This is a genomic window from Mesorhizobium sp. LMG 17147 (assembly GCF_024297145.1).
GTDB lineage: Bacteria > Pseudomonadota > Alphaproteobacteria > Rhizobiales > Rhizobiaceae > Mesorhizobium.
In genome coordinates this window covers 96,350-121,808 of sequence record NZ_JANCTC010000011.1, presented here as the reverse complement: position 1 = coordinate 121,808, position 25,459 = coordinate 96,350, and the positions used below count along the sequence as shown (strand labels likewise).

Annotated in this window: 29 protein-coding genes and 4 pseudogenes; 23 read left to right on the top strand and 10 right to left on the bottom strand. The window is 63.2% G+C overall.

Annotated elements, in window-relative coordinates:
- Positions 1–56: 56 nt before the first annotated feature.
- Together NMG46_RS20360 and NMG46_RS20355 are read right to left on the bottom strand one after the other, a co-directional pair.
- Complete coding sequence (locus NMG46_RS20360; protein ID WP_254819367.1) at positions 57–1,040, bottom strand: aldo/keto reductase; 984 nt, start codon at positions 1,038–1,040, stop codon at positions 57–59.
- A gap of 10 nt (positions 1,041–1,050) precedes the next feature.
- Positions 1,051–1,206 (bottom strand): DUF1127 domain-containing protein, encoded by a 156-nt coding sequence (locus NMG46_RS20355; RefSeq protein WP_254819366.1) that lies wholly within the window; start codon positions 1,204–1,206, stop codon positions 1,051–1,053.
- Positions 1,207–1,431: 225 nt separating this feature from the next.
- On the opposite strand from NMG46_RS20355, the gene NMG46_RS20350 reads away from it, so the two are divergent.
- The 10 genes from NMG46_RS20350 to NMG46_RS20305 all read left to right on the top strand — a co-directional run bounded on the left by NMG46_RS20350 (position 1,432) and on the right by NMG46_RS20305 (position 11,288).
- A complete protein-coding gene (locus NMG46_RS20350) occupies positions 1,432–2,301 on the top strand; it encodes a LysR family transcriptional regulator (protein ID WP_254819365.1) in 870 nt (289 codons plus the stop codon).
- A 394-nt stretch (positions 2,302–2,695) separates the two neighbouring features.
- Entirely contained in the window at positions 2,696–2,965 is a 270-nt protein-coding gene (locus tag NMG46_RS20345) for an acylphosphatase (RefSeq protein WP_254819364.1), read from the top strand.
- A 142-nt stretch (positions 2,966–3,107) separates the two neighbouring features.
- Positions 3,108–3,758: an aromatic ring-hydroxylating dioxygenase subunit alpha gene (locus NMG46_RS20340; protein ID WP_254819363.1), complete on the top strand. Its 651-nt coding sequence runs from the start codon at positions 3,108–3,110 to the stop codon at positions 3,756–3,758.
- Positions 3,755–4,600: an aromatic ring-hydroxylating dioxygenase subunit alpha gene (locus tag NMG46_RS20335; RefSeq protein ID WP_254819362.1), complete on the top strand. Its 846-nt coding sequence runs from the start codon at positions 3,755–3,757 to the stop codon at positions 4,598–4,600. Before NMG46_RS20340 ends, NMG46_RS20335 begins: the two co-directional genes overlap by 4 nt.
- The gene (locus tag NMG46_RS20330; RefSeq protein ID WP_254819361.1) at positions 4,597–5,256 is read left to right on the top strand and encodes a glutathione S-transferase family protein; all 660 of its coding nucleotides are present in this window, start codon (positions 4,597–4,599) and stop codon (positions 5,254–5,256) included. The genes NMG46_RS20335 and NMG46_RS20330 overlap by 4 nt, the downstream gene beginning before the upstream one ends.
- Position 5,257: 1 nt before the next feature.
- Positions 5,258–6,637 carry an amidohydrolase gene (locus NMG46_RS20325; protein WP_254819360.1) on the top strand — a complete coding sequence of 460 codons (1,380 nt, stop codon included), beginning with the start codon at positions 5,258–5,260 and terminating at the stop codon, positions 6,635–6,637.
- 25 nt (positions 6,638–6,662) lie between these two features.
- Positions 6,663–7,757 (top strand): BMP family ABC transporter substrate-binding protein, encoded by a 1,095-nt coding sequence (locus NMG46_RS20320; protein ID WP_254819397.1) that lies wholly within the window; start codon positions 6,663–6,665, stop codon positions 7,755–7,757.
- A gap of 2 nt (positions 7,758–7,759) precedes the next feature.
- Positions 7,760–9,283 carry an ABC transporter ATP-binding protein gene (locus NMG46_RS20315; protein ID WP_254819396.1) on the top strand — a complete coding sequence of 508 codons (1,524 nt, stop codon included), beginning with the start codon at positions 7,760–7,762 and terminating at the stop codon, positions 9,281–9,283.
- Positions 9,280–10,380, top strand: a complete 1,101-nt coding sequence (locus NMG46_RS20310) for an ABC transporter permease (RefSeq protein ID WP_254819359.1) — start codon at positions 9,280–9,282, stop codon at positions 10,378–10,380. The genes NMG46_RS20315 and NMG46_RS20310 overlap by 4 nt, the downstream gene beginning before the upstream one ends.
- Positions 10,377–11,288, top strand: a complete 912-nt coding sequence (locus NMG46_RS20305; protein ID WP_254819358.1) for an ABC transporter permease — start codon at positions 10,377–10,379, stop codon at positions 11,286–11,288. Before NMG46_RS20310 ends, NMG46_RS20305 begins: the two co-directional genes overlap by 4 nt.
- A 167-nt stretch (positions 11,289–11,455) precedes the next feature.
- Here the strand turns inward: NMG46_RS20305 and NMG46_RS20300 are convergent, their stop codons facing one another.
- Positions 11,456–12,100, bottom strand: coding sequence for a hypothetical protein (locus NMG46_RS20300; RefSeq protein ID WP_254819357.1), 645 nt, complete (start codon positions 12,098–12,100; stop codon positions 11,456–11,458).
- Positions 12,101–12,223: 123 nt separating this feature from the next.
- On the opposite strand from NMG46_RS20300, the pseudogene trkD reads away from it, so the two are divergent.
- Positions 12,224–12,480 (top strand): annotated as a pseudogene (gene trkD, locus NMG46_RS20295) (potassium transporter Kup); the annotation flags it as partial.
- Between the two features lie 161 nt (positions 12,481–12,641).
- Entirely contained in the window at positions 12,642–12,836 is a 195-nt protein-coding gene (locus NMG46_RS20290; protein WP_254819356.1) for a hypothetical protein, read from the top strand.
- A gap of 56 nt (positions 12,837–12,892) precedes the next feature.
- Here NMG46_RS20290 and NMG46_RS20285 read toward each other — a convergent pair whose 3' ends face one another.
- Together NMG46_RS20285 and NMG46_RS20280 are read right to left on the bottom strand one after the other, a co-directional pair.
- Positions 12,893–14,083: an MFS transporter gene (locus tag NMG46_RS20285; RefSeq protein WP_254819355.1), complete on the bottom strand. Its 1,191-nt coding sequence runs from the start codon at positions 14,081–14,083 to the stop codon at positions 12,893–12,895.
- Positions 14,084–14,161: 78 nt separating this feature from the next.
- Positions 14,162–14,896, bottom strand: coding sequence for an MBL fold metallo-hydrolase (locus tag NMG46_RS20280; protein ID WP_254819354.1), 735 nt, complete (start codon positions 14,894–14,896; stop codon positions 14,162–14,164).
- A 70-nt stretch (positions 14,897–14,966) separates the two neighbouring features.
- Here NMG46_RS20280 and NMG46_RS20275 point away from each other — a divergent pair, with 70 nt between their 5' ends.
- The 8 genes and pseudogenes from NMG46_RS20275 to NMG46_RS20240 all read left to right on the top strand — a co-directional run bounded on the left by NMG46_RS20275 (position 14,967) and on the right by NMG46_RS20240 (position 20,884).
- A complete protein-coding gene (locus NMG46_RS20275) occupies positions 14,967–15,635 on the top strand; it encodes a metalloregulator ArsR/SmtB family transcription factor (RefSeq protein ID WP_254819353.1) in 669 nt (222 codons plus the stop codon).
- 137 nt (positions 15,636–15,772) lie between these two features.
- Positions 15,773–16,159, top strand: coding sequence for a hypothetical protein (locus NMG46_RS20270; RefSeq protein ID WP_254819352.1), 387 nt, complete (start codon positions 15,773–15,775; stop codon positions 16,157–16,159).
- Between the two features lie 139 nt (positions 16,160–16,298).
- A pseudogene (locus NMG46_RS20265) lies at positions 16,299–17,724 on the top strand (multicopper oxidase family protein).
- A 27-nt stretch (positions 17,725–17,751) separates the two neighbouring features.
- Positions 17,752–18,192: a DUF411 domain-containing protein gene (locus NMG46_RS20260; protein ID WP_254819351.1), complete on the top strand. Its 441-nt coding sequence runs from the start codon at positions 17,752–17,754 to the stop codon at positions 18,190–18,192.
- Positions 18,193–18,199: 7 nt separating this feature from the next.
- On the top strand, positions 18,200–18,748 hold the full coding sequence (locus tag NMG46_RS20255) for a TlpA disulfide reductase family protein (RefSeq protein ID WP_254819350.1): 549 nt from the start codon (positions 18,200–18,202) through the stop codon (positions 18,746–18,748).
- The gene (locus NMG46_RS20250) at positions 18,748–19,500 is read left to right on the top strand and encodes an SCO family protein (protein ID WP_254819349.1); all 753 of its coding nucleotides are present in this window, start codon (positions 18,748–18,750) and stop codon (positions 19,498–19,500) included. The genes NMG46_RS20255 and NMG46_RS20250 overlap by 1 nt, the downstream gene beginning before the upstream one ends.
- A gap of 44 nt (positions 19,501–19,544) precedes the next feature.
- Positions 19,545–20,333, top strand: a complete 789-nt coding sequence (locus NMG46_RS20245) for a DsbA family protein (protein WP_254819348.1) — start codon at positions 19,545–19,547, stop codon at positions 20,331–20,333.
- Positions 20,330–20,884 carry a hypothetical protein gene (locus NMG46_RS20240; RefSeq protein ID WP_254819347.1) on the top strand — a complete coding sequence of 185 codons (555 nt, stop codon included), beginning with the start codon at positions 20,330–20,332 and terminating at the stop codon, positions 20,882–20,884. The genes NMG46_RS20245 and NMG46_RS20240 overlap by 4 nt, the downstream gene beginning before the upstream one ends.
- Before the next feature lie 485 nt (positions 20,885–21,369).
- On the opposite strand, the gene NMG46_RS20235 is transcribed toward NMG46_RS20240, so the two are convergent.
- Positions 21,370–22,098 carry a methyltransferase domain-containing protein gene (locus NMG46_RS20235; RefSeq protein WP_254819346.1) on the bottom strand — a complete coding sequence of 243 codons (729 nt, stop codon included), beginning with the start codon at positions 22,096–22,098 and terminating at the stop codon, positions 21,370–21,372.
- Positions 22,099–22,275 (bottom strand): hypothetical protein, encoded by a 177-nt coding sequence (locus tag NMG46_RS20230; protein WP_254819401.1) that lies wholly within the window; start codon positions 22,273–22,275, stop codon positions 22,099–22,101.
- Here NMG46_RS20230 and NMG46_RS29950 point away from each other — a divergent pair.
- From NMG46_RS29950 to NMG46_RS20220, 3 genes and pseudogenes are all read left to right on the top strand, one after another.
- Positions 22,244–22,582: pseudogene (locus NMG46_RS29950) on the top strand (TetR/AcrR family transcriptional regulator); the annotation flags it as partial. The gene NMG46_RS20230 and the pseudogene NMG46_RS29950 sit on opposite strands and share 32 nt — an antisense overlap.
- Before the next feature lie 248 nt (positions 22,583–22,830).
- Positions 22,831–22,998, top strand: coding sequence for a TetR-like C-terminal domain-containing protein (locus tag NMG46_RS20225; protein WP_254819400.1), 168 nt, complete (start codon positions 22,831–22,833; stop codon positions 22,996–22,998).
- A 124-nt stretch (positions 22,999–23,122) separates the two neighbouring features.
- Positions 23,123–23,310 (top strand): annotated as a pseudogene (locus tag NMG46_RS20220) (multicopper oxidase domain-containing protein); the annotation flags it as partial.
- On the opposite strand, the gene NMG46_RS20215 reads toward NMG46_RS20220, so the two are convergent.
- From NMG46_RS20215 to NMG46_RS20205, 3 genes are all read right to left on the bottom strand, one after another.
- Positions 23,307–24,179 carry a DUF2182 domain-containing protein gene (locus NMG46_RS20215; protein WP_254819345.1) on the bottom strand — a complete coding sequence of 291 codons (873 nt, stop codon included), beginning with the start codon at positions 24,177–24,179 and terminating at the stop codon, positions 23,307–23,309. The pseudogene NMG46_RS20220 and the gene NMG46_RS20215 overlap by 4 nt on opposite strands.
- Positions 24,180–24,183: 4 nt before the next feature.
- On the bottom strand, positions 24,184–24,822 hold the full coding sequence (locus tag NMG46_RS20210; RefSeq protein ID WP_254819344.1) for a DUF1326 domain-containing protein: 639 nt from the start codon (positions 24,820–24,822) through the stop codon (positions 24,184–24,186).
- 349 nt (positions 24,823–25,171) lie between these two features.
- On the bottom strand, positions 25,172–25,456 hold the full coding sequence (locus NMG46_RS20205) for a DUF982 domain-containing protein (RefSeq protein WP_254819343.1): 285 nt from the start codon (positions 25,454–25,456) through the stop codon (positions 25,172–25,174).
- Positions 25,457–25,459: the final 3 nt, after the last annotated feature.

Genomic DNA, 25,459 nt, shown 5'->3' with positions numbered 1-25,459 from the left:
AGACAGATCGGAGTTGGCCGGCATATCGCCAATGCGAATTTCGGCGCCGCCACACCCTAAGCGGTCTCGGCAATTTTCAGCACGGCGTCGATCTCGGCCATCACCGCTGCCGGCAGCGGCCCTTTTTCCAACGCACCGAGATTGTCCTCGACCTGCTCGGGCCGCGTGAAGCCGGGAACCGGCAGCGCGATTGCCGACTTGGCGAGGATCCAGCCGAGCGCGCCCTGCGCAAGCGTGCGTCCGCCCGACGTGAGCAGGTCGCGGATTGCCGAGAGCCTTGACAGATAGTGCGGGTTGGCGGCGCCATCCCTGAAAAATACCATCCATTCGGCATTGCCGCCGCGCACATCGTTGGTGGGCAGCCGCATGGCCGGCGTGTATTTGCCGGTGAGCAACCCCATTGCCAGCGGCAGCCGGCTGAACGAGACGAGGTTCTCGCGCGCCGCAACGGCCATCAGCCCGTTCGCCGGGGTAAACACATTGAAGTCGTTCTCTACGGCGACGAAGCCCTCGCGCGGCGCGTAGGCGGCAAGCCGTTCGCGGTGATCGGTGCTCCAGCCGAAGCCGCCGATCTTGCCCTCCTGGCGCAACAGGCCGAGCGTATCGAACACCTCGCCGGCGCGCTCGATCGGATACTCGTTGATATGTAGCAGCGCGACGTCGATACAATCGCGCTGCAGGCGCTGCCGCGAATTGTCGATCGATGTCCGGATCGCTGCGGCAGAGGCGTCCTCGGGAGCAATCTTGCGCGTTTCGGGATCGCCGAAATAGCCGACCTTGGTGACGATGACGGCTTCGTCCTTACCCTTCAACGCCCGCCCGAGGATCAGCTCGGCATTGCCGGCGCCATAGGCGGCAGCCGTGTCGAACACCCGCGCGCCGATGTCATAGGCCATCGCCAGCGCGGCTTGTGACCTGATGTCGTCGACCTCGCCATAGATTGTCGCCGTGTCACGCCAGCGCGCGGGGCCACCCGCCGCCCAGGTGCCGATGCCGATGCGCGGGACCGAGCGGCCATCCCAAAGCTCCATCATCTGCATGCCCGGTTCCTCAACGAAGCAGGCTGGCGTGGCGGGCACGTTCGCGGATCTCTTCGCGAGAAATGCCGGCATCAGCCAGTGTGCTGTTCCGGGCCTGCCTCAAGCTCGCAAGCGTCTGGCGATAGGCAATCCAGCGGGCGAAACGGTATCGAAGTTCATCCAACATGATCGTCTCCTTTGGCCCGCAGAATGCCTGCGCGCCTGGGTTGGTCGGAAGCGCAAAACATCTGCGCCAATCGCATGCGCGATCGAAAGGGTTGAGGTCGCTTCTTGGCCAGCGGAGGCGCTTGTCACGTCCCGCCAGGCAGGATTGTCCAACGCCTCGATACTTGCGCACGATGCCCGCTTCGCGCTACAGCCACGGTCGCAAGGAGTTTTTCATTTCTGCAAAATGGATATCGGCTGGGACGATCTGAGGTTGTTTCTCGACGTTGCGCGGCTGGGTGGCTTGAGCGCAGCGGCGGGAACCACGCGCCTCAGCGCAGCCACCCTTGGACGACGCGTCACCGCGCTCGAAAAGCAGATCGGCGAACCTCTGTTCGTGCGCCAGCAGACCGGCTACCGGCTGACCCCGGTCGGCGAGGAACTGCTGCGACGCGCCGAAGACGTCGAGGCGGCAATGCAGTCGCTGACGCGCTGGCGCGAGGGAAACCTGCCCGACCGCATTGTCCGCGTCTCGGCCGGGCCATGGACGTCGGCCTTCGTTTCCGCCCATATCGGCGAGATATGGACGGTCGATGACGGCATAAGGGTAGAGCTTGTCACCACGACCGAGCGGGTCGACATCGGCCGCCGTGCCGCCGACATCGGCATCCGCAGCGAGCGTCCGACCGAGCAGTGGCTGGCCGGCCGTCACAGCGGCAAAGTCGCTCACGCCATTTATTCCGGACGTCACCTGATCAACGGCATCGCCGCTGGATTGTTCGTCGGCGTCACCGGCGAAGGCGCAAACGTTGCATCGGCGCGCTGGCTGCAAGCCCATCACGGCGACCGCATCGCCGTACGCGGCAACAACACCCATGCGGTGCGTGAACTGGTGGCCGCCGGCGCCGGCCTTTCGGTCTTTCCGTGCTTCGTCGGTGACAGCGATCCGCGGCTGGTTCGCGTCGCTCAGCCTATCCCCGAGCTCGAAACCGACCAATGGATCGTCACCCATCACGAGGAACGTCACTCGCCGCCGGTACGAAAAGTCGCCGAGCGGATTGCCGCCTTGATGCGGGCGCACCAGCCGCTGTTTCGCGGCGAGACGCCGATCCGGTAAGCCTCAGGCGTCGATCGACCGCCAGTGGATCAAGAATCAGATATCTTGTGGGCCGGACGATGTGCCCGCCGTTGAGGACGTTCGTTGGTCGGCGTAGTGCTGGCAGTACAGATAATCTGAGCAGCGGCCAATGCATCGACGACAAACAGGGGCGAGGGCATGATCAAGCGTCTGACGGTTTGGCAGCGCATCCTCGATGACGGGCTACCGGACATGGCCGGTCAAAGGTCTGTCGCTTACCAAGGAGCATCGGGACGGCAAGCGACCGGTCTTGACCGGTCGGCGAGGATGACGAGCGTTCTTGTCGGCGAAAGATCCGCCCGCCTTTTCACGCCCTTAGCCACGTGATTGGATACGACGTATCTGTACATCAATTTCGTTGTTAGGGTCCTTCATGAACGAGCAAGATCGACGTTTTACGCGCGAGCGCATGACAATCCTCGGCGATGTCAAAGCGGCATCCTTTCTTCCATGGATCGAGCGTCATGCCGCCAAGCTCGGCCTCGCGCCGGCAATATTCGTTGCCGGTGCCGACCGGATCGAACTCGACGTTGCCGGTCCTGCGGAACTGGTCGATATGATGGAGATGGGGTGCTCTCTTGGACCAATCGATGTCTGGGTCGAGGCCATTCGTCGGACGCCGATAGAAAACGAATCAGGCTAGGTTGGGACCAGGGTCTCTGCCTCTTTTTTGGGCATTGTTGCCAGTGCGAAAATATTGTGCAAACGTGATCGGACTGATCGTCATGTCTTGACCGCGAATCTGCATTTGGGAAGATGGGTCGATGTCGTTCGAAGGTTGATGCATGCTGCCCTATCCGTCCGGCTCATGGATGCCAGTTGCCCTCTCCGCGGACTTGCCAGCGGGAACCGTAATGCCGGCGCAAACCCCGGTCGGACCGATTGCCCTTTGGCGAAGCCGGTCCGGCCGCGCGGCGGCCTTCGCGGACAGATGCCCTCATCGCGGCATGCGCCTTTCCCGTGGTTTCGTGCGCGGTGAGGCCCTGTCCTGCATTTATCACGGTTGGAGCTATGCCCAGGCCGGAAACTGCTTGCGCATTCCGGCCCATCCGGGCCTGACGCCGCCGGAAACGATTGGTGTCGCAACACAGCCCGTCGAGGACAGCGGCGGAATCATATGGATTTCCGTAGGCGAACCCACCGCTCGGCCGCCGCGGTTCGACGGCCTGGCCCCTCTTCGCTCCATGATAGTAGAGGCGGGCATTGCCGCGCTGGAGGCGGCCGCCGGTACGAAGGCCGACGGAGGCCTGCTCGACTACGCGCAAAATGCCCAGACCCTACGGCTGCTGCTGACCCCCCAGGGGAAAGCGCGGACGCTGATGCATGTTCTGGTCGACGAAGGCACTGGTCCGGCCAAGCGTATCGCTGCGTCGAGGGCAGCCGAGACGCTACGGCGGACGGCCGAGGATATTCTGCGCAGTGACGTCGCCCAATGACCCGCAACGCGATGATCGACGAATGGTATCCGGTCGGCCTTGCCGGCCGGCTTGACACGCATGAGCGCCAGACGGCGCTCATGGGCGAGCCGATCGGGGTGAGGCTCGGCGCAGACGGAAACGCGAAGGTTACGGGCAGCAACGGACGTGCCCTGCCGGTCTGCATCCGCTACGGCCATGTCTGGTCGTCGCTCGGCGACCCGCAAAAGGCGCTCTTTGCCATCCCCGAGGCTGATCAGCCGGGCCGCCGGCTCGTCGATGTCGGGGTTGTGCGCGTGCGCTGCTCGCCGCTGCGCGCGGTGGAGAACTTCCTGGACATTGCGCATTTCCCCTTCGTGCATACGGACATATTAGGGGCCGAACCGCACACGGAAGTCCCGAACTACAAGGTCGAGATACGGGAGGACGAAGACGAGGTTTGGGCGACCCAGGTGAAGTTCTACCAGCCGCAGGCCGCCAAGTCGGCGGAAGGCGGCATAACCACCGAATACATGTATCGCGTGCCTGCGCCGACCTGCTCGATCCTCTACAAGACCTGCCCGCCGCGCCCGGGTGAATGGGACGTCATCACGCTTTTCGTGCAGCCGCTTGCCGAAGACCTGTGCGACGTCTGGCCGTGGATGGCGTTGTTTGACGACGAAACATCGATGGCAGACCTGATCCATTTCCAGCAGACGATCTTCCTTCAGGACCGGTCGATTCTCGAAAACCAAATCCCGAGGCTGCTGCCGCTCGATCCGGGCATGGAGATCCCCACAAGGGCGGACCTGACATCGGTTGCTTACCGGCGCTGGCTGAAACGCCACGGCTACACCTACGGCGCGCAACTGGTGGCGCAATGAAGCTCTACGACTACGTGCTGTCCCCGAGTTGCTACAAGGCGCGCCTGATGGCGGCGCTGACCGGCGTGAAGCTTGACATCCGCCCCGTCGATTTCCATCCCGGCGCCGAGCATCGCGGTCCCGAACTCATGGCGCTCAATCCGGCGGGTTCGATCCCGATCCTGGAGGATGGCGACCTCGTCCTGACCGAATCCTCGGCCATGCTGGTCTATCTCGCCGCGAAGGCCGCACCGCAATGGCTGGGCAACGATACTGCTCTGCAGGCGGCACGCGTCCAGCAATGGCTTTCCTTCTCGCATCGGCTGACCGGCAGCCTGGGGGCGGCGCGCTTGCACGAGATGCTGCTGCGTCCGGGCGATATCGCCACCCTGCATGGGCAGGGGATAGCGGCCCTGCGGGAGCTGGAAGCCGGCCTCGTCGAACAGCATATCCGCGGCCAGCGCTTCCTCGCGTCGGACCGGCCGACGATCGCGGACGTCGCCTGCTTTCCCTATGTGGCGCTGGCGCCGGACGGCGGCGTTTCGCTCGACCCCTATCCCGCGATCCGGCTCTGGTCGCGGGCGATCCGCAGTCTCGAGGGCTTCATTGAGATGCCCGGCATCCACCGGCTGCACGAACTGAAGCCCGAGCCCGTCCTCGAAGCCGGCGAGGCGTGACTTGGCGGGCCACTTGCTGAAGAACTGCGCAGCGGTCATCGTGGACGAGGGCAACGGTCCGGACATCCGGCGCAATGTCGATCTCTTGACCGACGGCCCGGCGATACGGGCCATCGGCGAAGGCCTCGACAAGGGAGAGTTGCCCGTCGGGACCGTCACGCAGGACGCCGCCGGCTGGTTCGTCTATCCCGGCCTCGTCAACACCCATCATCACTTCTTTCAATGCTTCGTGCGCAACCGCGCCGATCTGGACTGGACGAAGTTGTCGGTCATCGAATGGCTCGACCGCATCTATCCCATTTTCTCGCGGCTGACCGAGGAATGCTTCTACCACGCTTCGGTCACGGCCATGGCCGAGCTGATAAAGCACGGTTGCACGGCCGCATTCGACCATCAGTATTGTTTTCCGCGGAAGGCCGGCAAGCGGCTGATCGACCGGCAGTTCGAAGCAGCCGAACTCCTCGGTATGCGCTTCCATGCCGGACGCGGCGGCAACACGCTACCGAAATCGAAAGGCTCGACCATTCCCGACGCCATGCTGGAGACGACGGACGAGTTCATCGCCGATTGCGCCCGGCTGATCGACGCCTATCATGATGCCGGTCCTTTCAGCATGCGCCAGGTGGCCGTCGCGCCCTGCCAGCCAGTCAACTGCTATCGCGAGACCTTCGTGGAATCGGTGGCGCTAGCGCGTGATCGCGGGGTGCGTATGCATACCCATGTCGGCGAGGGCGAAAGCCCGGTCATCGAGGACCGTCACGGCATGCGGACGGTGGATTACTGCGCGGAGATCGGCTTCTGCGGGCCGGATGCCTTCTATGCCCATTGCTGGGAGCTAACCCACGACGAGCTGCGCAAGATGGCCTCAAGCGGCACCGGCGTTTCGCATTGCCCTGAGCCGGTCTATCTCGTCGGCGCCGAAATCACCGATATCCCGGCGATGTCGGCCTTCGGCCTCAGCATAGGACTAGGTTGCGACGGTGCAGCCTCGAACGACAATTCCAACCTGATGCACTGCATCCATTCCGCCTACATGCTGCAATGTCTGTCGGCATCGACACGCGACCATCCCGTTCCGCCGCCGGCCGATTTTCTCGGTTATGCGACGACGGGGGGCGCGGCGCTGCTCGGGCGCGGCGACATCGGCAGGCTGACGCCTGGCATGGCTGCCGACCTTTTCGCCATCGATACGCGGCGCATGGACTATGTCGGCACGCGGCACGATCCGCTGAGCCTGCTTGCCAAGGTGGGCATCGGCATGCCGACCGACATGACCATGATCAACGGCCGCATCGTCTGGGCCAAGGGCGAGTTCCCGGGGCTCGACGAGGCGCAGCTGTTCGCGGAAGCCGAGGCGGCGCTCGCGACCGTGGAACTCTAAACCGAAAACAAGGGGAACCTACATGCTGACAAATCTTACCCGCAGAACATTGATGAAGGGCGCGGCCGCCTCCGGCCTCGTCGCAGCGGCGGGCGGCCGCGCGCTTGCTGCCGACGAACCTCTGGGCATCGTGCTCGTGGTCCCGTCGCCGGTCGGCGATGTCGGCTGGGGCCGTGCGCTCGCCGACGGGCTCGAGCCGGTGAAGGCAGCCTACGGCGACAAGGTGAAGGTCACCATCATCGAGAATATACAGGAAGGACCCGATGCCGACCGCATCATGAATAAGGTGGTCGCCGACGGGAACAAGTTCCTGATCGCCGGCTCCTTCGGCTACCAGAACGGTGCCCTGCAGATCGCGCGCCGGAACCCCGACGTCACCGTGCTGCATGCTTCCGGTTTCCAGGTAGCGCCGAACTTCTCGCCCTTCGCGGCCCAATATTTCCAGGGTACCTACCTGATGGGCATGGCAGCCGCCGCGCTGTCAAAGACCGGCAAGCTCGGCTCGGTCTCCGCCTTCGCCATTCCCGAACTGATCACCTCCATCAACGCCTTCACGCTGGGCGCGCAAGCGGTGAAACCCGATGTCGAGGTTTCGGTCGTATGGGTGAACTCCTGGTTCGATCCGGCCAAGGAGCAGGAAGCCGCCAAGGCGCTGCTGGCGCAGAAATGCGACGTGATCTTCTCCAACGCGCAGGACACGCCCTCCGTCGTGTCGGCCTGCGAGGAGGCCGGCGTCCCTGCCTTCAACCTCAATTCGTCGATGAAGAAATACGCGCCTGAAACCTATCTCGGCTGCGTGGCGACCGATTGGTCACCCTTCTTCAAAGCCTCGGTCGACGCCCACCTCGCCGGCAAGTTCAAGGGCGCCAACGCTTTCCTGGGTGTCGGCGACAAGGTTGTAGAGGTCGTCGACTGGAACCCGGGTATCCCGGCCGAGACGATGAACAGGATCAAAGAGGTTGAAGCCAAGATCGCCGGCGGCAGCTTCTCGCCCTTTGCCGGTCCGGTCGCCAAGGCCGACGGCAGCGAGGGAGTCCCCGCCGGCAAAACGATGACCGATGCCGAGATCGTCGCAATGGACTGGCACGTCAAGGGTGTCACCACGCCGCTGCCCAAGTGACCGTGACCACCCCGCTCCTGTCGCTGCGCGGCATCTCCAAGAGCTACGGCCAAATCCATGCCAATAGAGACGTCGATCTGGATGTGGCTCCGTGCTCGATCCATGCGATCCTCGGGGAAAACGGAGCGGGCAAGTCGACCCTGATGAAGCTGATCTATGGCGTCGAGCAGCCGGACGCCGGAATGGCGACCTGGAAAGGGGAACCCCTGGCCCTTGCTTCCCCGGCGGATGCGAGGCGCAAGGGGATCGGCATGGTCTTCCAGCATTTCTCCTTGTTCGAGACGCTGACGGTGGTGGAGAACATCCGGCTGGTCCTGCCCAGGGGCAAATCGGATCTTGCGGATCGCATCCGCATGCTCGGCCGCGAGTTCGGACTCGAAGTCGATCCGCTCGCCCATGTGCACGCGCTCTCTGTCGGAGAGCGGCAGCGGGTGGAAATCATCCGCTGCCTGATGACCGAACCCCAACTCCTGATCCTCGATGAACCGACCTCCGTCCTGCCCCCGCAATCGGTGGACAAGCTATTCGAGACATTACGGCGGCTGCGCGACCGCGGCGTCTCCATCCTGTTCATCTCCCACAAGCTGGAGGAGATCCGCGCGGTCTGCGACCGCGCGACCATCCTGCGCGGCGGGCGCATCACCGGCCGCGTGGACCCGCGCGACCACGACGCGCACGACCTTGCCCGGATGATGATCGGCCGCGACATGCCGCAGCCCATGCCGGCGCTCGCGCATTCCGGCGGTGAAAAGCGCCTCGAAATCGTCGGCCTCGACCATCGGCCGAACGATCCCTTCGCCGTGGCGCTTTCCGACGTCAGCCTGACGGTCCGGGCCGGCGAGATCCTCGGGATCGCGGGCATATCGGGCAACGGGCAGAGTGAACTGGCAGCGTTGATTTCAGGCGAAACTGTGCTGCCGCGCGAACAGTCCGACCGTATCTACATGATGGGAAAGGATGTTGGCGCGCTCGACGCGGCCGCCCGCCGCCGACTGGGCTTCGCCTTCGTTCCCGAGGAACGGCTCGGCCGCGGCGCCGTGCCGGAAATGTCGCTTGTCCTCAACAGCCTTCTGACCGCCCATCCGTTCGGCCTGTTGAAACGCGGCCTCGTCGACACGAACCATGTGAAGGCTTTCACCGAGGACTGCATCCGGCAATACGACGTGCGCACGCCCGGTTCGGAAGCGGAGGCCGGCTCGCTTTCGGGCGGCAATCTGCAAAAGTTCATCGTCGGCCGAGAGATCATGCTGTCCCCGCAATTGCTGTTCGTGGCGCAACCCACCTGGGGCGTCGACATCGGCGCCGCGTCCGCCATCCGCCGGCGCCTCGTTGCCCTGCGCAACCAAGGCATGGGTATCCTCGTCATCTCGGAGGAACTGGAGGAACTGTTCGAACTCTGCGATTCGATCCAGGTGCTCCATCAAGGCCGGCTGAGCCCGCCGCTGGTGACGCGCGACACGAGACCCGAGGAGATCGGCCGCTACATGATCGGCGCGCATTCGACGGCCAAAAAGGTCCCTGCATGAGCGCTCTGTCCGCGCCGCTCCTTCCTGTTCTCGTTCGCCGGGAGCATGCCTCGCTTCCCGTCAAACTGATCGCCCCGCCCGTCGCGCTCGCCTTGGCGACGCTTCTCAATCTCGGGCTCTACCTCCTTATGGGCCGCGATCCGGTAGCCGTTTTCCACGCGATGCTTCTGGAGCCCTTCCTGTCCTGGGCCTCTTTCTCGGAAGTTCTGCTTAAGACCGCGCCGCTACTGCTGATCGCGCAGGGGCTCGCGATCGGCTTTCGCGCAAAGGTCTTCAACATCGGCGCCGAGGGCCAGTTCATCCTCGGCGCGATCTTCGCATCGGCCATTCCCATCTGGTTCCCAGAGGCAACGGGCCAATGGATCTGGCCCTCCATGCTTGTCATCGGTGCGCTGGGCGGCGCTCTGTGGGCGTCGCTCACGGCCTTCTGGCGCGTGAAGCTCAATGCAAACGAGATTCTCGTATCGCTCATGCTGGCGCTCGTTGCCGCGCAACTGCTCAACTACCTGCTTCTCGGCCCCTGGAAGGACCCAAACGGCTTCAACTTCCCGCAATCGGTGATGTTCCAGTCCGACGCGATGGTGCCGATCCTGATCCCCGGCACCCGCGTCAACGTCTCGCTGCTTGTCGCCTGCGCGCTCTCCCTTGCGGCCTGGATCTTCATGCAGAGGAGTTTCGCCGGCTTCAAGCTGCAGGTCGGCGGCCTTGCGCCGCGCGCGGCCGGATATGCCGGCTTCAACGAAGGACGGGCGATCTGGCTTTCCCTGCTCATCGGCGGTTTCGCGGCAGGCCTCGCCGGAGCGGCCGAGGTGGCCGGGCCGCTCGGCCAGCTGCAGCGCTCCATCTCGACCGGCTACGGCTATGCCGCCATCATCGTGGCCTATCTCGGTGGCCTTCACCCGGTCGGCATCGCCTTTTCCGCGTTGCTCATGGCGGCCCTCTATATCGGCGGCGATAACGCCATGGTCTCGGCAAATCTGCCGGTCGCTGCGGTCAGGGTTTTCCAGGGCAGCCTGCTGCTCGCCTATCTCGTCGCCATCGCCTTCGTCCGCTACCGGCTCGAATGGCGCCATGCCGCCCACGGAAGCACGTCATGAACGCCGTCGAGTTCATCATCGCCGGGATGTTGGCGGCGGCTACGCCGTTTCTCCTGGCGGCGCTCGGCGAACTGGTGGCCGAGCGGGCTGGCGTCCTCAATCTCGGGGTGGAGGGACTGATGGCCCTCGGCGCCGTCATCGCCTTCATTATCGTCTATCAAGGCGGCGGGCATCTCCTCGGTTTCCTCGCCGCGGGCCTCGCCAGCGCGGCTCTTTCCCTGGTCTTTGCCGTCATCGCGCTGGGATTTCGCGCAAACCAGGTTGCGGTAGGCCTTGCCATAGGCATCCTCGGCCAAGGCCTCTCGGCACTATTCGGCAAGAGCTATGAGAGCCTCACGGTTAAGGGGCTTCCGAAGCTTTCATTGCCCGGGCTTTCGGATATACCGGTGATCGGCGGCTTGTTCGCCCAAGACGTTGTCGTGTGGCTTTCGCTTGCCGCGACCGTCGCCATCTGGGCGATGTTCGCCTACACCAAGACCGGCCTCGTCGTCCGCGCCGTCGGCGAGAACCCCAAGGCGGCCCGTGCGCTCGGCTATCCGGTGATCGCCGTGCGCTTCGCCGCGGTCGCCTTCGGCGGCGCGTTGGCAGGTTTCGCCGGTGCCTACGCATCCGTGGTCTACACTCCGCTCTGGGCCGATGGCATGATCGCCGGGCGCGGCTGGATTGCGATTGCGCTCGTCGTCTTCGGCACTTGGCTTGCCAGCCGTATCTTCCTCGGTGCGTGCCTCTTCGGCGCCGTGTCCCTCGCAAGCCTCGCGGCCCAGGCGACAGGGCTGGACGTTTCCTCGCAACTTCTATCGAGCTTGCCTTATCTCGTGACCGTGATCGTGCTCGGCATCATCTCTTCGAACCGGCGTCTGCTCAAGCTCAACGGCGTGGCTTCGCTGGGAGAACCTTTCGAACGATAGTGTCGCTTGGTACGGCCCTCCAAGGATCCCATGAAGAATGGTGGATTGCGCCCCGCGCTCTGACGCCATCCAGCGCGCCGACTCGGCCCCGCTCGTCGCCTACGGGCCGCGGCAACCGGCGCACCTTCACAGAATGTCAGCCCCGACTCGAAGCATTCAGGCGTGAGCTAAAAGCGATAACGCACTCCGACAGTATTCGCGTTGGAACCCTCTCCCATGTTTCCAAACGTGCCTCCGGCGCCGGATCTGTGATGGAGTTGATAGACAAGCTCGACGTTGGGAGCTTGCCTTAGTCTGAAAGAAAGCTCCGCGCCGATAAAACCAAGGAAGGATGCATCGCCATCGTAATGGATTTCGCGGGCGTGCTCGATCTCAGTGACGCCTGTAACGGCACTGACACCGGCCGTCAGCGCTGGCGCAATCGCCAGATCGCCGATGACAAGGCCCTGGTGGCGAAGCCGCATCCCGGCCCAAAGCTCTCCGGATGTATCGTCGTCCTCGCCAAACCTTATGGCAGCCCCAGTCACACCGCCAAGGACAAAACCGGCGCCAACATCGGCGAAATCACGGCCGTAAGCAGCTCCGATCATGTAATTGTTCGTATAGTCGGCCCCGAAGACGTTGATAGTGTCCCCGAAGGACCCGGTCACAAAGACGCCCCCAAAAACATAGACGTCGTTCTTCGTCGGTTGACCGGCAGCGAAAGGATCTTCGGTTGCAAAATAGATGAAGGGAGAACTGTTGTCGGCGAGGGCGGAAGTGAAGGAACCGGTCAGAATCAGCGCAGCCAAAGCCGCTTGCACCCCGCGCATGCACAAGCTCCGAATCAATTCTCAGTTGATCATCATTCCTCCGGTGTTTCCCGTGAAGAAGCAAGTTCCCTGCTCCAGAAATTGGAGGGCTCTACCCCGTTGCTTGACCAAGGTTTTTTCGGGACGCTGACCTTCGGCTATATGGGGCAGCCCAACATCCCCCGCGCGCTGGCGATCTGCCGCAAGAAGGCTGGAAGTTCGACATCACGAGATCCTTCTTCCCGTCGCGGCGCTCGCTCAAGACATCGCCCAATTCCGGCATGCCGGTCTGGCAGGACAAGCTGTTCACCGGGCTGGCGCGCACGGCGGCTGATGCGACTGAATATTGCAAGATTCCGACCGGACGTGTGGTCGAGATCGGAACCCAGGTGGCTGTCTAAGCTTCTGCATATACAGTAGGCGCTGGTCCGACTTGGCACCTGCCCATCCGTCAACCCAACGTGAGCCCACAGGCGCATTGGCTCACGTCGACATCATATGGATTTGTCCAACCCATGCGAGCATACTGCCTGAACACGTTCCTTTAGCGAGGAACAAGCTGATGCGCGTCGGTACGAGAGGCGTTCCGATCGAATACTACACGCTAAGGATTGCCGAGCCGGCAGGCTCGCAATCTGGTGCTGGAGGCGACCCCAAAGCAGAACACCGCAACGAGATAGCTGACGAGACTGAAGCGCAGATCACGAACGGCCAGGCCGGCAATGATGGCCAGTTGCGCAACACCAATGTACCGTAGGATGAGCGTGAGCGAGTCCGTGAGTGCCATCGGATATCAGGCCGATACCCGATCGACTATCTGCGGGAAGGTTGGCGCGAACCTTTGGCGGCCTCCTGCATCACGATGGCAACAATTGCGCCAGAGACAAACGTCAATGCGGCAATCGATGTTATCGCCGACGAGAGCCCGAAGCGATCGGCGATGAGACCTGCTGAGAGCGCGCCGATCGCGTAGCCGAGATCGCGCCAGAACCGATAGACGCTGAGCGAGCGGGCGCGCCAGCTGGGATGCGAGGCGTCGGAAACGGCAGCGATCAGGCTTGGATAGACCATTGCCGTTCCAAGGCCGAGCAGAAGACTGCCGATGAGCCACCATTCGAACCGGCCCGTGGCGGCGGTAAGAAACAGACCGCCGGCCTGGGTCCACATCCCGGCGACGATCAGGCCCTTGCGGCCCCAGCGATCGCTCAAGGGGCCGGTGACGACCTGCAGGATTCCCCATGTTGCGGGATAGACCGCCTTCAGGATGCCGATGCGCTCGATGCCAAGTCCGAAGGACACGAAGAACAATGGGAAAATACCCCAGCTCATGCCGTCGTTGAGGTTGTTGACGAGGCCGGCTTGCGAAGCCGCGAACAGATTGCGATTCCGGAACGAGGTCAGCGCAAACACCTCCCGGAAACTGATCGGCACGGATTGCATTGCGTGAGCGGATGTTTCCAACCGGAGGTGGTCGCGCGTGTCACGGATTAGCAGCACCGACAATACGGTGCCGACGATGGCGTAGCCGATCCCGAGATAGATGGGCACCGGGCGCAGGCCGTATCGCGAAGCGAGATAGCCCGTGAGGAATGCCGTTACGCCGACGGCGAGATAGCCGGCAAATTCATTGAGGCCGACTGCAAGGCCACGTGATTTCGGACCGACGAGATCGACCTTCATGACCACAGTCATCGACCAGGCCAGTCCCTGATTGATGCCGAGCAGTGCATTGGCCGCAATCACCCATCCCCAGCTCGGAGCCCAGATGATCATGAAAGGAACTGGCAAGCCGACAAGCCAGCCGAGGACGAGAACGCGCTTGCGCCCCCAGCTATCGGCGAGTTGGCCGGAGACGAGATTGGCAAGCGCCTTGACCACGCCGAAGCTCGCGATGAAGGAGACGACAAGTGTCGTTGACGTGATGCCGAACTCTTCCGATCCGATGAGCGGCACGACCGTTCGCTCGATCCCGACCATGCCGCCGACAAAAGCATTCACCAGCATCAGGAGAGCAAACTGCCGCCAGTTTTCCCTAAGCCCAAGTCTGACAGTCGAGCCTGCTGACCGCGAAACGCCCATCGGTCAGGCCGCGGCGACCAACCCGGCATTGGTGGCTCGGTTGCGCGCCGCATCCGGCGGCGGGGGTGGTATGTCGGCGACCATCGTGGCGACGAAGGTGCCCTCGTCCTCAATGCGGAATGCTTTGTTGAAGCGCTTCTCGAAGCCAATCGTCGATGTCGGCTTGCCGCTGAGCGAGCGCCCGCAGACCGAGCCGGAATATGCGCCGGGCAGCACCTCGACGTGATCCGGCAGTTGCTTGAGACGGCGCACGCTGGAAAACAGCGTCCGCGCGCCGGCCTCGGCGTCGGTTGCCAGTTCGGTTCGCCCGAGATCGCCAACCATCAGCGTGTGGCCTGTCAGCACGAACCACGGCTCGCTCGCGCGTGTCCGATCGGTGACCAAGAGCGAAATGTGCTCCGGCGTATGCCCGGGCGTGTGCATGACGGCCATCATCACATTGCCGAGTTCGAGCACGTCACCGTCCTTGGCGTGCAGAAACGGGAACCCGGCCTCCGCGCCTTCGAAGAGCAGGTATTCCGCGCCGGACGCTGCAGCGAGCGCCCGCCCGACGGAAATGTGGTCGGCATGGATGTGCGTGTCGACCACATAGATGCGCATGCCCGTCGCCTCGGCGACCCTAAGGTAAGGCGCAATGTCACCGACCGGATCGACCACCGCAGCGGCCGATTTTCCACCACATCCGAACAGGTAGGATGCGGCGACGGGATCGGATTGGAGGAATTGACGGAGGATCATGGCTTGCGCTCCCTACCTCGCCTGCGGTAATATTCAATTATTCTGCTGAATGTTTCACCGAGGAACAGTCGTGTCAAGCATTGGACCAAAACAGGCGATTTTCGCCAGCCTTGCCGAGGTGGCTCAGGCGCTCGGGCATGCGCACCGGCTGGAATTGCTGGAGCACCTCGCACAGGGTGAACGCAGCGTCGAAGGACTGGCGGCTCGGGCCGGCCTCAACTTTGCCAACGCCTCGCGCCACCTTCAAATCCTTCGACGCGCGCGACTTGTCGAGGCCGAGCGGCATGGCAAGCATATGCTCTATCGCCTCTCAGGAGATGTTCTGGTGGTTGAATTAATGAAGGCTCTGGGGCGCGTGGGCGAGCGGAACGTCGCCGAGGTCAACCGCGTCATGACCGACTATTTCCAGGCTCGCGACGCCTTGGAAGCTGTGTCGCGTGAAGAGCTTGTCTCAAGGTTGCGTGATGGCCTTGTCACGGTTCTCGATGTCCGGTCGGAGGACGAATTCGCGCTCGGACATCTACCGGGAGCGCTCAACATCCCGTTCGCTGAACTTGAAAACCGGCTGGCGGAACTTCCCGCGAAACGGGAGGTCATTGCCTATTGCCGCGGCCCTTATTGCGTTCTCTCGTTCGAGGCTGTCGCGGCACTGCGGGCGCGAGGGTATGTCGCTCACCGGCTCGAGGACGGGTATCCCGATTGGAAGGCCGCAGGCCTTCCAATTGAGGCAGCGGCCTGAGTGGTCCCGCAGCCAAAAGTTTTCGGTCGAACAACATGACGCCACCAGTTCCGCGATCACCGCTGCTTATCGCGCAAGTCTTGATGTCGCAGCATCGGGGACTTGCAAAAGCTGCATTTTGCGGCCAGCCTAGGCGGATGATGGCACGGCTGTCGCCAAAACATCTCCTCGTCATGCTAATAGCGGTCTTCCTGACCGCCGGGTTCAGCCTGTCTGCCACTCAGGCCAGCGTCATGTCGGCCAAGATGGCGAACGCTATGGCGATGCCCACCGGTGCCACCACAGGCACTTTGGCCGGTGCTTCCATGAACGGCGACTGCAAGGCGTGCCTCAAAGAGATCGGCGACAGTGGCAACCCGATGCATTGTCCGCCGACCTGCATCGCACCGGTGCTGGCGGTGCTGCCGCAAGACCTCGCGGTGACGGCAGTTCTCCACGTGCAGCAGCCATCGACGCAAGCTGCCCCGTTGCTGCAGGGACGAAGTTCCCTACCCGACCCATACCCTCCCCGACTCAGCGCTTGACGCCGTTTCAGCCGTGACGCGGCTGATTCCCGGCGCGTGATCGCCTGTGTTGCGCATCGTTGCGCGCGCGGGCGCATACAGCATTCCAGTTCGATGCCGAGTGGCTCGCCATCGATCGAGATCGCAAAGGGCTAGCAGGGTGAGATACGATTTCAGTCATTCGATATCGCGCCGCGGGTTTTTTGCGGCGGCGGCGGGCGCTGCCGTGTCCTGCTCGCTGCGTCCTGCACGCGCCTCGACCGAGGACGAGCGCCGGATCAAGGTCGGCCCGGGCCAGGCGCTGCTCAATGGCGCCGACGGTCCGTCTACCGCAGTTTGGACCTATAGCGGCACCACCCCCGGCCCAACATTGCGCCTGCGGCAGGGCCAGCCGGTCCGCATCACTGTCGAGAACGGACTAGACGAAGACACGACCGTCCATTGGCATGGCATCCGTTTGCCGAACGCCATGGACGGCGTGCCGGGCCTGACCCAGAGGCCGATCGGACCGGGCGAGAACTTCGTCTATGAGTTCACGCCGCCAGATGCCGGCACCTTCTGGTACCATTCGCATGCCGACAGCCTGGTGCAGATCGGCCGTGGACTCGCCGGCCCGCTGATCGTTGAGGAACGTGAGCCCGTCGCCGCCGACCGCGATCTCCTCTGGCTGCTGCAGGACTGGCGGCTCACCAGTGACGGCCAGATCGCCGGCGGCTTCGGCAGCATGATGGATGCGTCGATGTCGGGCCGCGTCGGCAATGCCGTCACCATCAACGGCGCGGCGCCGGCCGACCTGAGCGTGACGGCAGGTGAGCGCGTCAGACTGCGGCTCGCCAATGCGCATGGTGGGGCTGCGCTTCGAGGGTCACCGTCCGGTGATCGTCGCGGTCGACGGCCAGCCCTGCGACCCGCATGAACCGGAAGACGGCCGCCTGGTGCTGGCACCGGCCATGCGCATCGACATTATGCTCGACATGCAGGGTGGTCCCGGCAGCAGGCACGCGGTGGTCGACGACTTCTATGACGGCCTCGTCTACACGCTGACAACGCTTGCCTATGACAAGGCGCCGCCGCTGCGCCACCATCTTCTCGATGCTCCGCGTCGCCTGCCCGCCAATCCGCTGCCGGCCCCCGACCTGGCCAAGGCTGAACGGCATGAGATCGTCCTGCAAGGCGGCATGATGGGCGGCGGCAAGCTGGCCGGCGTCGGCGGCATGATGGGCATGGCGATGCCCGGCATGAACGGCGCCGCCGCCTGGGCAATCAACGGCATGTCGATGACCGGCGATGGCGATGCCGGCATGGCGCCGCAGTTTACGCTCAAACGCGGCGTGACTTGCCACCTCACTGTGCGCAACGAAACCGCCTGGTGGCACCCCATGCACGTTCACGGCTTCAGCCTGTCGGTGCTTTCGCGCAACGGCTTGCCGGTACCGCACCGGCAATGGCAGGACACGGTGCTGCTCGCCCCCAAGGACACGATCGAATGCGCCTTCGTTGCCGACAATCCCGGTGACTGGATGCTGCACTGCCATGTCGCCGATCACCAGATGGCCGGCCTGATGACAGTGTTCCACGTGACCTGAAAGTTTATCCAACCAAGGAGAACTGCAATGAAACTGACCTACCGCCTTGCCGCACTGTCCCTGCTGATCGCAATGCCGCTGCCCGCCTTCGCCGCAACGATCAACGCCGTCATGTACAAGAACCCGCAATGCAGCTGCTGTGAATCCTACGCCAACTATCTTGAGCACAATGGCTTCAAGGTCGATATCAAGCCGGTCAACAATCTCTCTCAAATCAGCAGCGATGCCGGCGTGCCGGCGGACCTTGAGGGCTGCCATACACTGATGGTCGACGGCTATGTCGTCGACGGCCTTGTGCCAGTCGAAATCGTCAAGAAGCTGTTGACCGAGCGGCCAGCTATCAGCGGCATCACGCTGGCCGGCATGCCGGCAGGCGCGCCCGGCATGGGCGGCGAGAAGTCCGAGACCTGGACGATCTACGCCTTCACCAAGGACGGCAAGGCGCCGACCGTCTATGCGACCGAGTGAGCGCACCATGATCAAGTGCAAATGGGCTATCTTCCTTGTCTGCTCGCTGCTGGCGTTTCCGCCGCCCTCCGTGGCGGCGGGGGCATCTGAGAACTTCACACTGCTCGATACGCCCGCCGCCGTCCCGGAAATCAGCTTCGAGGACGGCACCGGCAAGCCGAAAACGCTCGCCGATTTCTCCGGTAAGGTGGTTCTGCTCAACATCTGGGCGACATGGTGCGCGCCCTGCCGCAAAGAAATGCCGACGCTTGATCGGCTGCAGGCCAAGCTCGGCGGACCGGATTTCGAGGTCGTCGCGCTGTCGATGGACCGGAAGGGTCCCGACGCCGTGAAGAAATTCTTCGCCGAGACCGGCGTTACACACCTTGCGCTGAACATCGATACCTCGGCCAAAGTCATGTTCACGCTCGGCGCGGTGGGCCTGCCGATGACCGTGCTTATCAACCGCGACGGCAAGGAGATCGGCCGGCTGATCGGGCCGGCTGAATGGGATTCTCCCGACATGGTCGATTTCATCCGCAGCCGTATTGCCGCTAGCCCGAAAGGAAAAGGCTGATGCTTGCCAGAAACCGGGACGAGCCGGCGGTTCGGGACGTTTCATCCGCCTGGAACGAATGGAGGCGTCTGTTGTGCGGCCTGATCGTCTTCACCGCGCTGATCGCCGGCTTCACGCATGGAGCGCGGGCGCATTCAATGGACGAAGTCGACGCCATGCTGCAGAACGACGAGAAATATTTCCAGCTGATCGACAGGCCAACGCCCGATTTCACGCTGCGCACCGCCGACGGTCGCATCGTGCGGCCGGCCGACCTCATCGGCAAGGTCGTCGTCCTCCATTTCATCTACACATCGTGCCCGGACGTCTGCCCGCTGCATGCCGAGAAGATCGCCGAGATCCAGAAGATGGTGAATAGCACGCCGATGAAGGATCAGGTCACCTTCGTGACGATCACCACCGATCCCACAAAGGACAAGCCCGATGTGCTCAATGCCTATGGACCGGCACATGGGCTCGACCCTGTCAACTGGCTGTTCCTGACCACTGCCCCGGGCCAGCCGGAGGATATGACCCGCAATCTGGCGGAAGCCTTCGGTCACAAATTCAGCCTGGCCAATGATGGCTACCAGATGCACGGGATCGTCACGCATGTGATCGACAAGGAGGGCCGCTGGCGGGCGAATTTCCACGGCCTGAACTTCGCGCCCGTCAATCTCGTCACCTTCGTCAACGCGCTCACCAACAATGTCGAGCGCACGCACCACGAACGGGACGAAGGCTGGCTGGCAAAATTGAAGAGCCTCTTTTGACGGAGAGGCACCGACATTCTCGACGACAAGAAAGGGAGACGCGCATGTTCACCAAGCCAAGAGATGCAGCCAGGTATTGCAGCGGCATCGCCCGCGCCCTGCTCTTTGCCGGCCTGACAGGATGGTTCCTGCTCAATCAGGGCTTTCAAGCCATACAGGCGAATGCTGCAGGCGAAATGTCCCAGGATCAGTTCGACCAGCGGATACACGACTATATCCTGGCGCATCCGGAGGTTCTCGTGCAGGCGCTGAAAAGCCTGGACCAGCGCCAGCGTGAAGCAGATGCAGCCCAGGCCAGGCAGGTGCTCAAGGCGCGCGCGGACGACATCTTCCGTGACAAGCAAAGTCCAGTCGGCGGCAACGCCGAGGGCAACGTTACCCTGGTCGAGTTCTTCGACTATAATTGCCCCTATTGCAGGCAGATGGCGCCGGTCATGGAACAGGCTGCGGCCGACGATCCGCAACTCCGGATCGTCTACAAGGAATTCCCCATCCTCGGCCCAGATTCGGTGTTCGCGGCCAAGGCGGCACTCGCCGCCGACAAGCAGGGCAAATACACAGCGTTTCACAAGGCGCTCTATGGGTCCAAGACAAGGGTGACCGAGGCGGCCGTCCTCAAGATCGCCGCCCAGGCCGGGCTGGACATCGAGCGCATGAAGGGCGATATGCGGCAGTCGGACATCCAGGCGCTGATCGACCGCAACATGGAACTGGCCCAGGCGCTGAGAATAAGGGGAACGCCGGGATTTATCGCCGGCGACCAGATTTTTCCCGGCGCCACCGATCTTGCGACGCTGAAGAAGCTCATCGAGCAGGCGAGGAGCGGCAAATGACAAGGACCCCAAATCGACGCACGGTCATTCTCGGCGTCTTCGGCGCCGCCACGGCTGCAGGCTTTCTCGGACCGGATTTGGCAATCGCTGCCGACGATCCCGAATTGACCAAACGTTTCAAAGATCTCAGCGAGAGCGGCAACAGCACCTGCTCGGCCAAGTTTACCGAGTCGATCGCGACCATGCCCGCGATGGCGCGCATCAAGGGCTCGTGCTGCAGCCCGATGGAACTGAAACGCTATCGCGAGCAGGTAAATGGGCTTACCCAATATCGCGCCATCCCGATGATCCCCAGCGACCCGTACGACATACCGGCGGCGACCGCGCAGCAGATGCTGCCTTACTACGATCTGAAGCTCACCGGGGACGAGCAGAAGGCATACGATTACGCGATGGCCAATTCCGAGGAGAAGGGCCCCTGCTGCTGCCCGTGCTGGCGCTGGAGAGTGTATGGCGGACTGGCGAAATACCTGATCCACGAACACGGCTTTGACGGCAGGCAAATTGTGAACGTATGGGACTTGTCCGACGGCTGCGGCGGGGGAATGTAGAATTGCCGGAGTATGCATCTTTCCCCGTTCTGTAACCGGAATCACCGTTGTCTTGGCGGAGGTTGCCGGCGACTTAACTTAGCACTCGCCAATCGTGGGCGGCGAACTCAGCCTTCGCGCCAGAGGATCATTTCCATGATGGATGGGTCAGAGGGCATGTGGTTGATGGGCGGGATGGGCCTCATCTGGATCCTGGCGTTGGTCGCCCTCGTGCTCGCGATCGCGGCGCTTGTCAAACATCTACAACACTGACCGATTGAAGCGCCGAGGCGTTGGCCGCCGCGGCGGGCTTCGGCCGAGATCAGCAAGGACATGCGGATCAGGGGCTTGCCGTCACGACCCACGTCGACGACCCTGCCACGAGTCGGCAAGGCCGGCGCTCAGTTCGCACGACCCGCCAGACTGCAATGCCTTCGAGTCCCGGGCTCCATGTCGCGTGACTTTTCGGGGCGACGCTTAAGTCTGGCGGCTGTCGCATGCCTCGGTCACGCTGATCGGACCTTGTCCGTCGTCGCGCGAACATAGTTCAGGTTCTTGGTTCCGACGGCGCCGATGTCGCCGACCTTGAATCCGCTCTCGGTCAACAACGAGGCGATCCCATTCATGTCCACGTGACCATGTCGATGAAGTCTCGGCAATCTGGACTTGCGTACCGGCCTGCCGAAATCGATAAGCAACAGCCGGCCAGTGGGCTTCAAGACGCGTGCTGCCTCGCGGACGAAGGCCGATCGAACGGGCTTCGACAGATGATGCAGCATCAGCGTGCCGATCACAATGTCGAACTGCGCGTCCTTGAAGGGAAGCTTCTGCGCCGTCCCGTTGACGAAAGTCAGATCGAGGCCAGACCTTTTGGCCTTGGCGCGCGCCCTCTCGATCATTTCAGCCGATGCATCGACGCCCGTGACGCTTCCATCAGAACCCACTAGCCGCTTCGCGGCAATCGCAAGGGTTCCCGTTCCGCAGGCGACATCAAGCACCGCTTCGCCGGGCCGGAGCTTCGCCAAGCGAAGCATGTGCTCGCGAAACCGCCCCTCGCAGCCGAAGGTCAGAACGCGCGCAAGCCAGTCATAGCCCGCCGCCCGATGCAGGACGATGCCGATCCCCCTGTCGCTCGCGCCATGCGTGCCTTTTCCGCCGAGGCCTATGCGAGAAAGGAAGCCCCACAGCAATACGATCGCGACTGCCGCTAGAATAAGGCCGTGGAATGCCGCCACCTAGGCGCCGGCGCCGATGTAGCCCATGCCAAAATTGGCCAGAAAGAGGAAGCCGGCGACGAGCGACAGTTTGGCAAGCAGGGCCATCGCGATCACGCCGTCGCGCGAATGCCGTCCGTTGCCGGCGCCGTGACCAGATAAGTGCATGTCGGCGATCTTCCGTTGCGGCCCGTCCAATATACGATTTGAGCTTCTGGACTTGGCGTATCATACTGGACACAATGTCCAGCATGAGATTCCGGACGCCAGACCTTTGAATGTCCAGAAGCAGGCGCCGAAAGTGGCGATGACCATAAGAATCGACCGGACGAGCGACTCAAACACCATCGATCGCCGCGTCGCGCGGAAGCGCGCGCTGCTGCAGGATGCGCTTATTGCCCTGATCCCGGAGCACGCATATGCGGCCATCACGGTCGACGACATTTGCCAGAGAGCAAATGTCGGCAGGTCGACCTTCTATACCCACTACGCAGACAAGGATGCTCTACGCAGCGCGACCATCGAGGCGCATCTGGGGTCGCTAAGCCGTGGGCGCATGTCGGCAGGTCAGGAGATTGGTGCTCGCCTGTTTGCGTTTAGCCTGCCCATGTTCGAACACGCACTTGCGTTCCGGTCGCTTCACCACGCGCTGCTTGCGAGTAGCGGCGACACGATCTATGACGAATTGCGCGAGCGTATCCGGCGCGCGCCGTTCGAGCAGAACTTGTCGAAAAGCGGGTCGGTGGAGGTGGAGTGCCCGTCGAATTCGCCGTCCAGTTCATCGCGGGCGCATTTCTTGCGGTCCTCACCTGGTGGGTCGCCACCGACACGAACCTTTCGCCGGCGCAAGCGGATGATCTCTTCCAGGGGATTGCGGGAAACGGTGTCGGCGGTTGGGAAAGATCAGGCTCCCATTCGTAGAACGGGATTGGCCTTGGCGGCGGCAGACGTGGCGCCTGATAGCGGCCGCCAGGAGTACTTACTTATCGGGCTGGACTTGCCGAAGTGCCGATGGCGAGAAGCTCCACTCCAGCGGCTCGCGCCAGAGAGGATCCGCGTGAAGGTCGGCGAGACCCTGAAAGTGCGTTTCATCGGCACCGAACGGCTTCATCCACCCATGCACATCCATGGCGGACCCTTCGAGGTGGTCGCCCGCGACGGAGAGACCATTTCCCTTCGGCCCGCTTCCTTGCCGACGCCGTTAATGTCGGGCCGAGCCGTCGTCGGCGCTACCCTGCCATCCATGGCATCGCCACCGCGCCGCTCGCCACCGCGATACCGAGCACGAGCAACGCAATCCCCACCGTCGCCTCGAAGCGGCGGCCGCGCGGCAACAGCTTCTCGACGAAGACGACCAGCGTCAAAAGCAGCATCCAGGCGAGGCTCATGACACCGGCCGCGACCAGAACGGCAAACAGCGCCCAGCAGCAGCCGAGACAGTAAAGGCCGTGCCGCAGCCCCATGCGAAGGGCGCCGATCCGCCCGTCGCGCCAGTGCTCGGCAATGAAGGCCAGTGGCGAGCGGCAGTGCCCGAGGCAGATGTGCTTGGCCGCCGTGAACTGGTAGAGCCCAGCCGCTGCGAGCGTGGCGCCGAGCGCGAGCGGCGCCCAACGCGAACGCTGAGGCGGATCGAAGCTCATCGCGATATCGCTGCCGAGCTGGACCAGCGCATACACTAGAAAGCCGGCCCCAGCCCAGACGAGGATATAGCCGGCGACGAAGATCCAGGTCGGAACTGCAACGCGGCGTTCGCGCCTTGACTGTGCCGACGCGAACATGAAGATCATCGGCACAGCAGCAGGCAGCATCATCGCCGCCATCATCACGGTCCATACCGCGAGAAACACGGCGGCGTTGCCGATCGACCAAGGCTCGGCGGCGATGCCGCCCATCGCCATGCCGGCCATACCCTCCACGCCTTCCATCCGGCCGCGCACGGTAATGCCCATCGGCATGTTCATGCTGAGGGTTTGGTAGAGCGTGACCGCCCAGGCTGCCGCCGTCAGCAGCGCGAGGGAAGCAAGCAGGCCGAGTGGCACGCCGCCCAGCCTTCTGACAAGCGGCGGCAAGGAGAACCGGCCGATGGCGCGTGGGTCTGCCACCGCCTTAGCTCGGGCCGGTCCACTCGAACGGTATGTGCTTGCTCGAGCGGGCAGTGCCCGTCCAGTCGAGGCCGAAGCCCTTGGTGCTGACCTCGACGGAACGGCCCCAGGTGGCAACCTGGCCGGGACCGACCTCGGAGCCCGGTGGGTAGATCGTCTGCACGCGCTTGCCGGGTGGGGTAGTCGGCCCCGAAAGCGCTTCCGCACGCCCGACGACGCGGCCAGGGATCTCGACCCGCCAGGTGGCGAGGTCGCCCGCCACCTCGAAGGCGATCGGCACAAACTCCATGCCGCGCATTTCGCCAATGTTGGCGGCAAAGCCCGCCGGCCAGCCGCCGGCCTGCCCGCCGAAGATGGTCTGCAGCGCCTCGCGCTGCTTCTCGTTGGCCTTCTCATCAAGGTACATGCCCATGACGGCCTTTGCCTCGCCGGCCCAGAGATTGCCTTCGAACTCTCCGAGCGCCACCAGCGTCAGGCCGTCGAGCTTCACGTCGCCGTATTGGCCCTCACGCACGTGCCAGGCGAGCACGCCCTGGCAGTGATTGCCGGTCGGCCGCTGTGCAAATTCGCAAGGACAAGGGATGTCGCAGCTGCAGATGTCGAACCAGTCGCCTGCGAGCCGCCATCGAGGAACTGCGTTCATGGCTCTTACTCCCGAGAACTGATGGGGCAAGATTACTCCATTGGCGCTCGCGGCGCCACGTCTTACCTAGGCGGGGTAATGGGCCGCTAAGCGGGCGGCTCACTTTGCGACGGCGCTTGAGTGGCGCGCTCCGCTCGCGGCCTGCTTGGCGGTCCGTTACCCCATCTAGTCAGCGAAACGGGCGCAACGTCTGACAGCTTGTGACCTTAACCTTGCTCACCGCCCAGTGGAGTGCGGTGCACATAGAAACCGCCAGCAAACTCTGCCGGCGCATCGACGCGCGCGTTTTCGCACGGCGCACCTTTTGGGCGGCGGCCCGATGGCCACCGCCTCTGAAACCGCCCGCGGATCAAGCTTGCAGAACCTGCCCGGTAGTAGTGACCAGCGGCATCATTCCGTCTTCGACCAGGATGTCTTTCTTCCTGGCGAACTGCACGAGAACGCCGCGCGCCGTCTCCGCGTCGATCTCGCCGGCCAATGCGGCTTTACAGGCGCGGATCGCAGCCCTTTGTTCAGGGCTGTTCCCGCACCAGTCAGTGACGAACTGGTAGGCATCCACGATCGAATTCAGCTGCCTCGGGAACCCGAGTCCGACCCAGACGCGAACGGGCTTTTCGAAGGGCTGAGAAAGCATGAT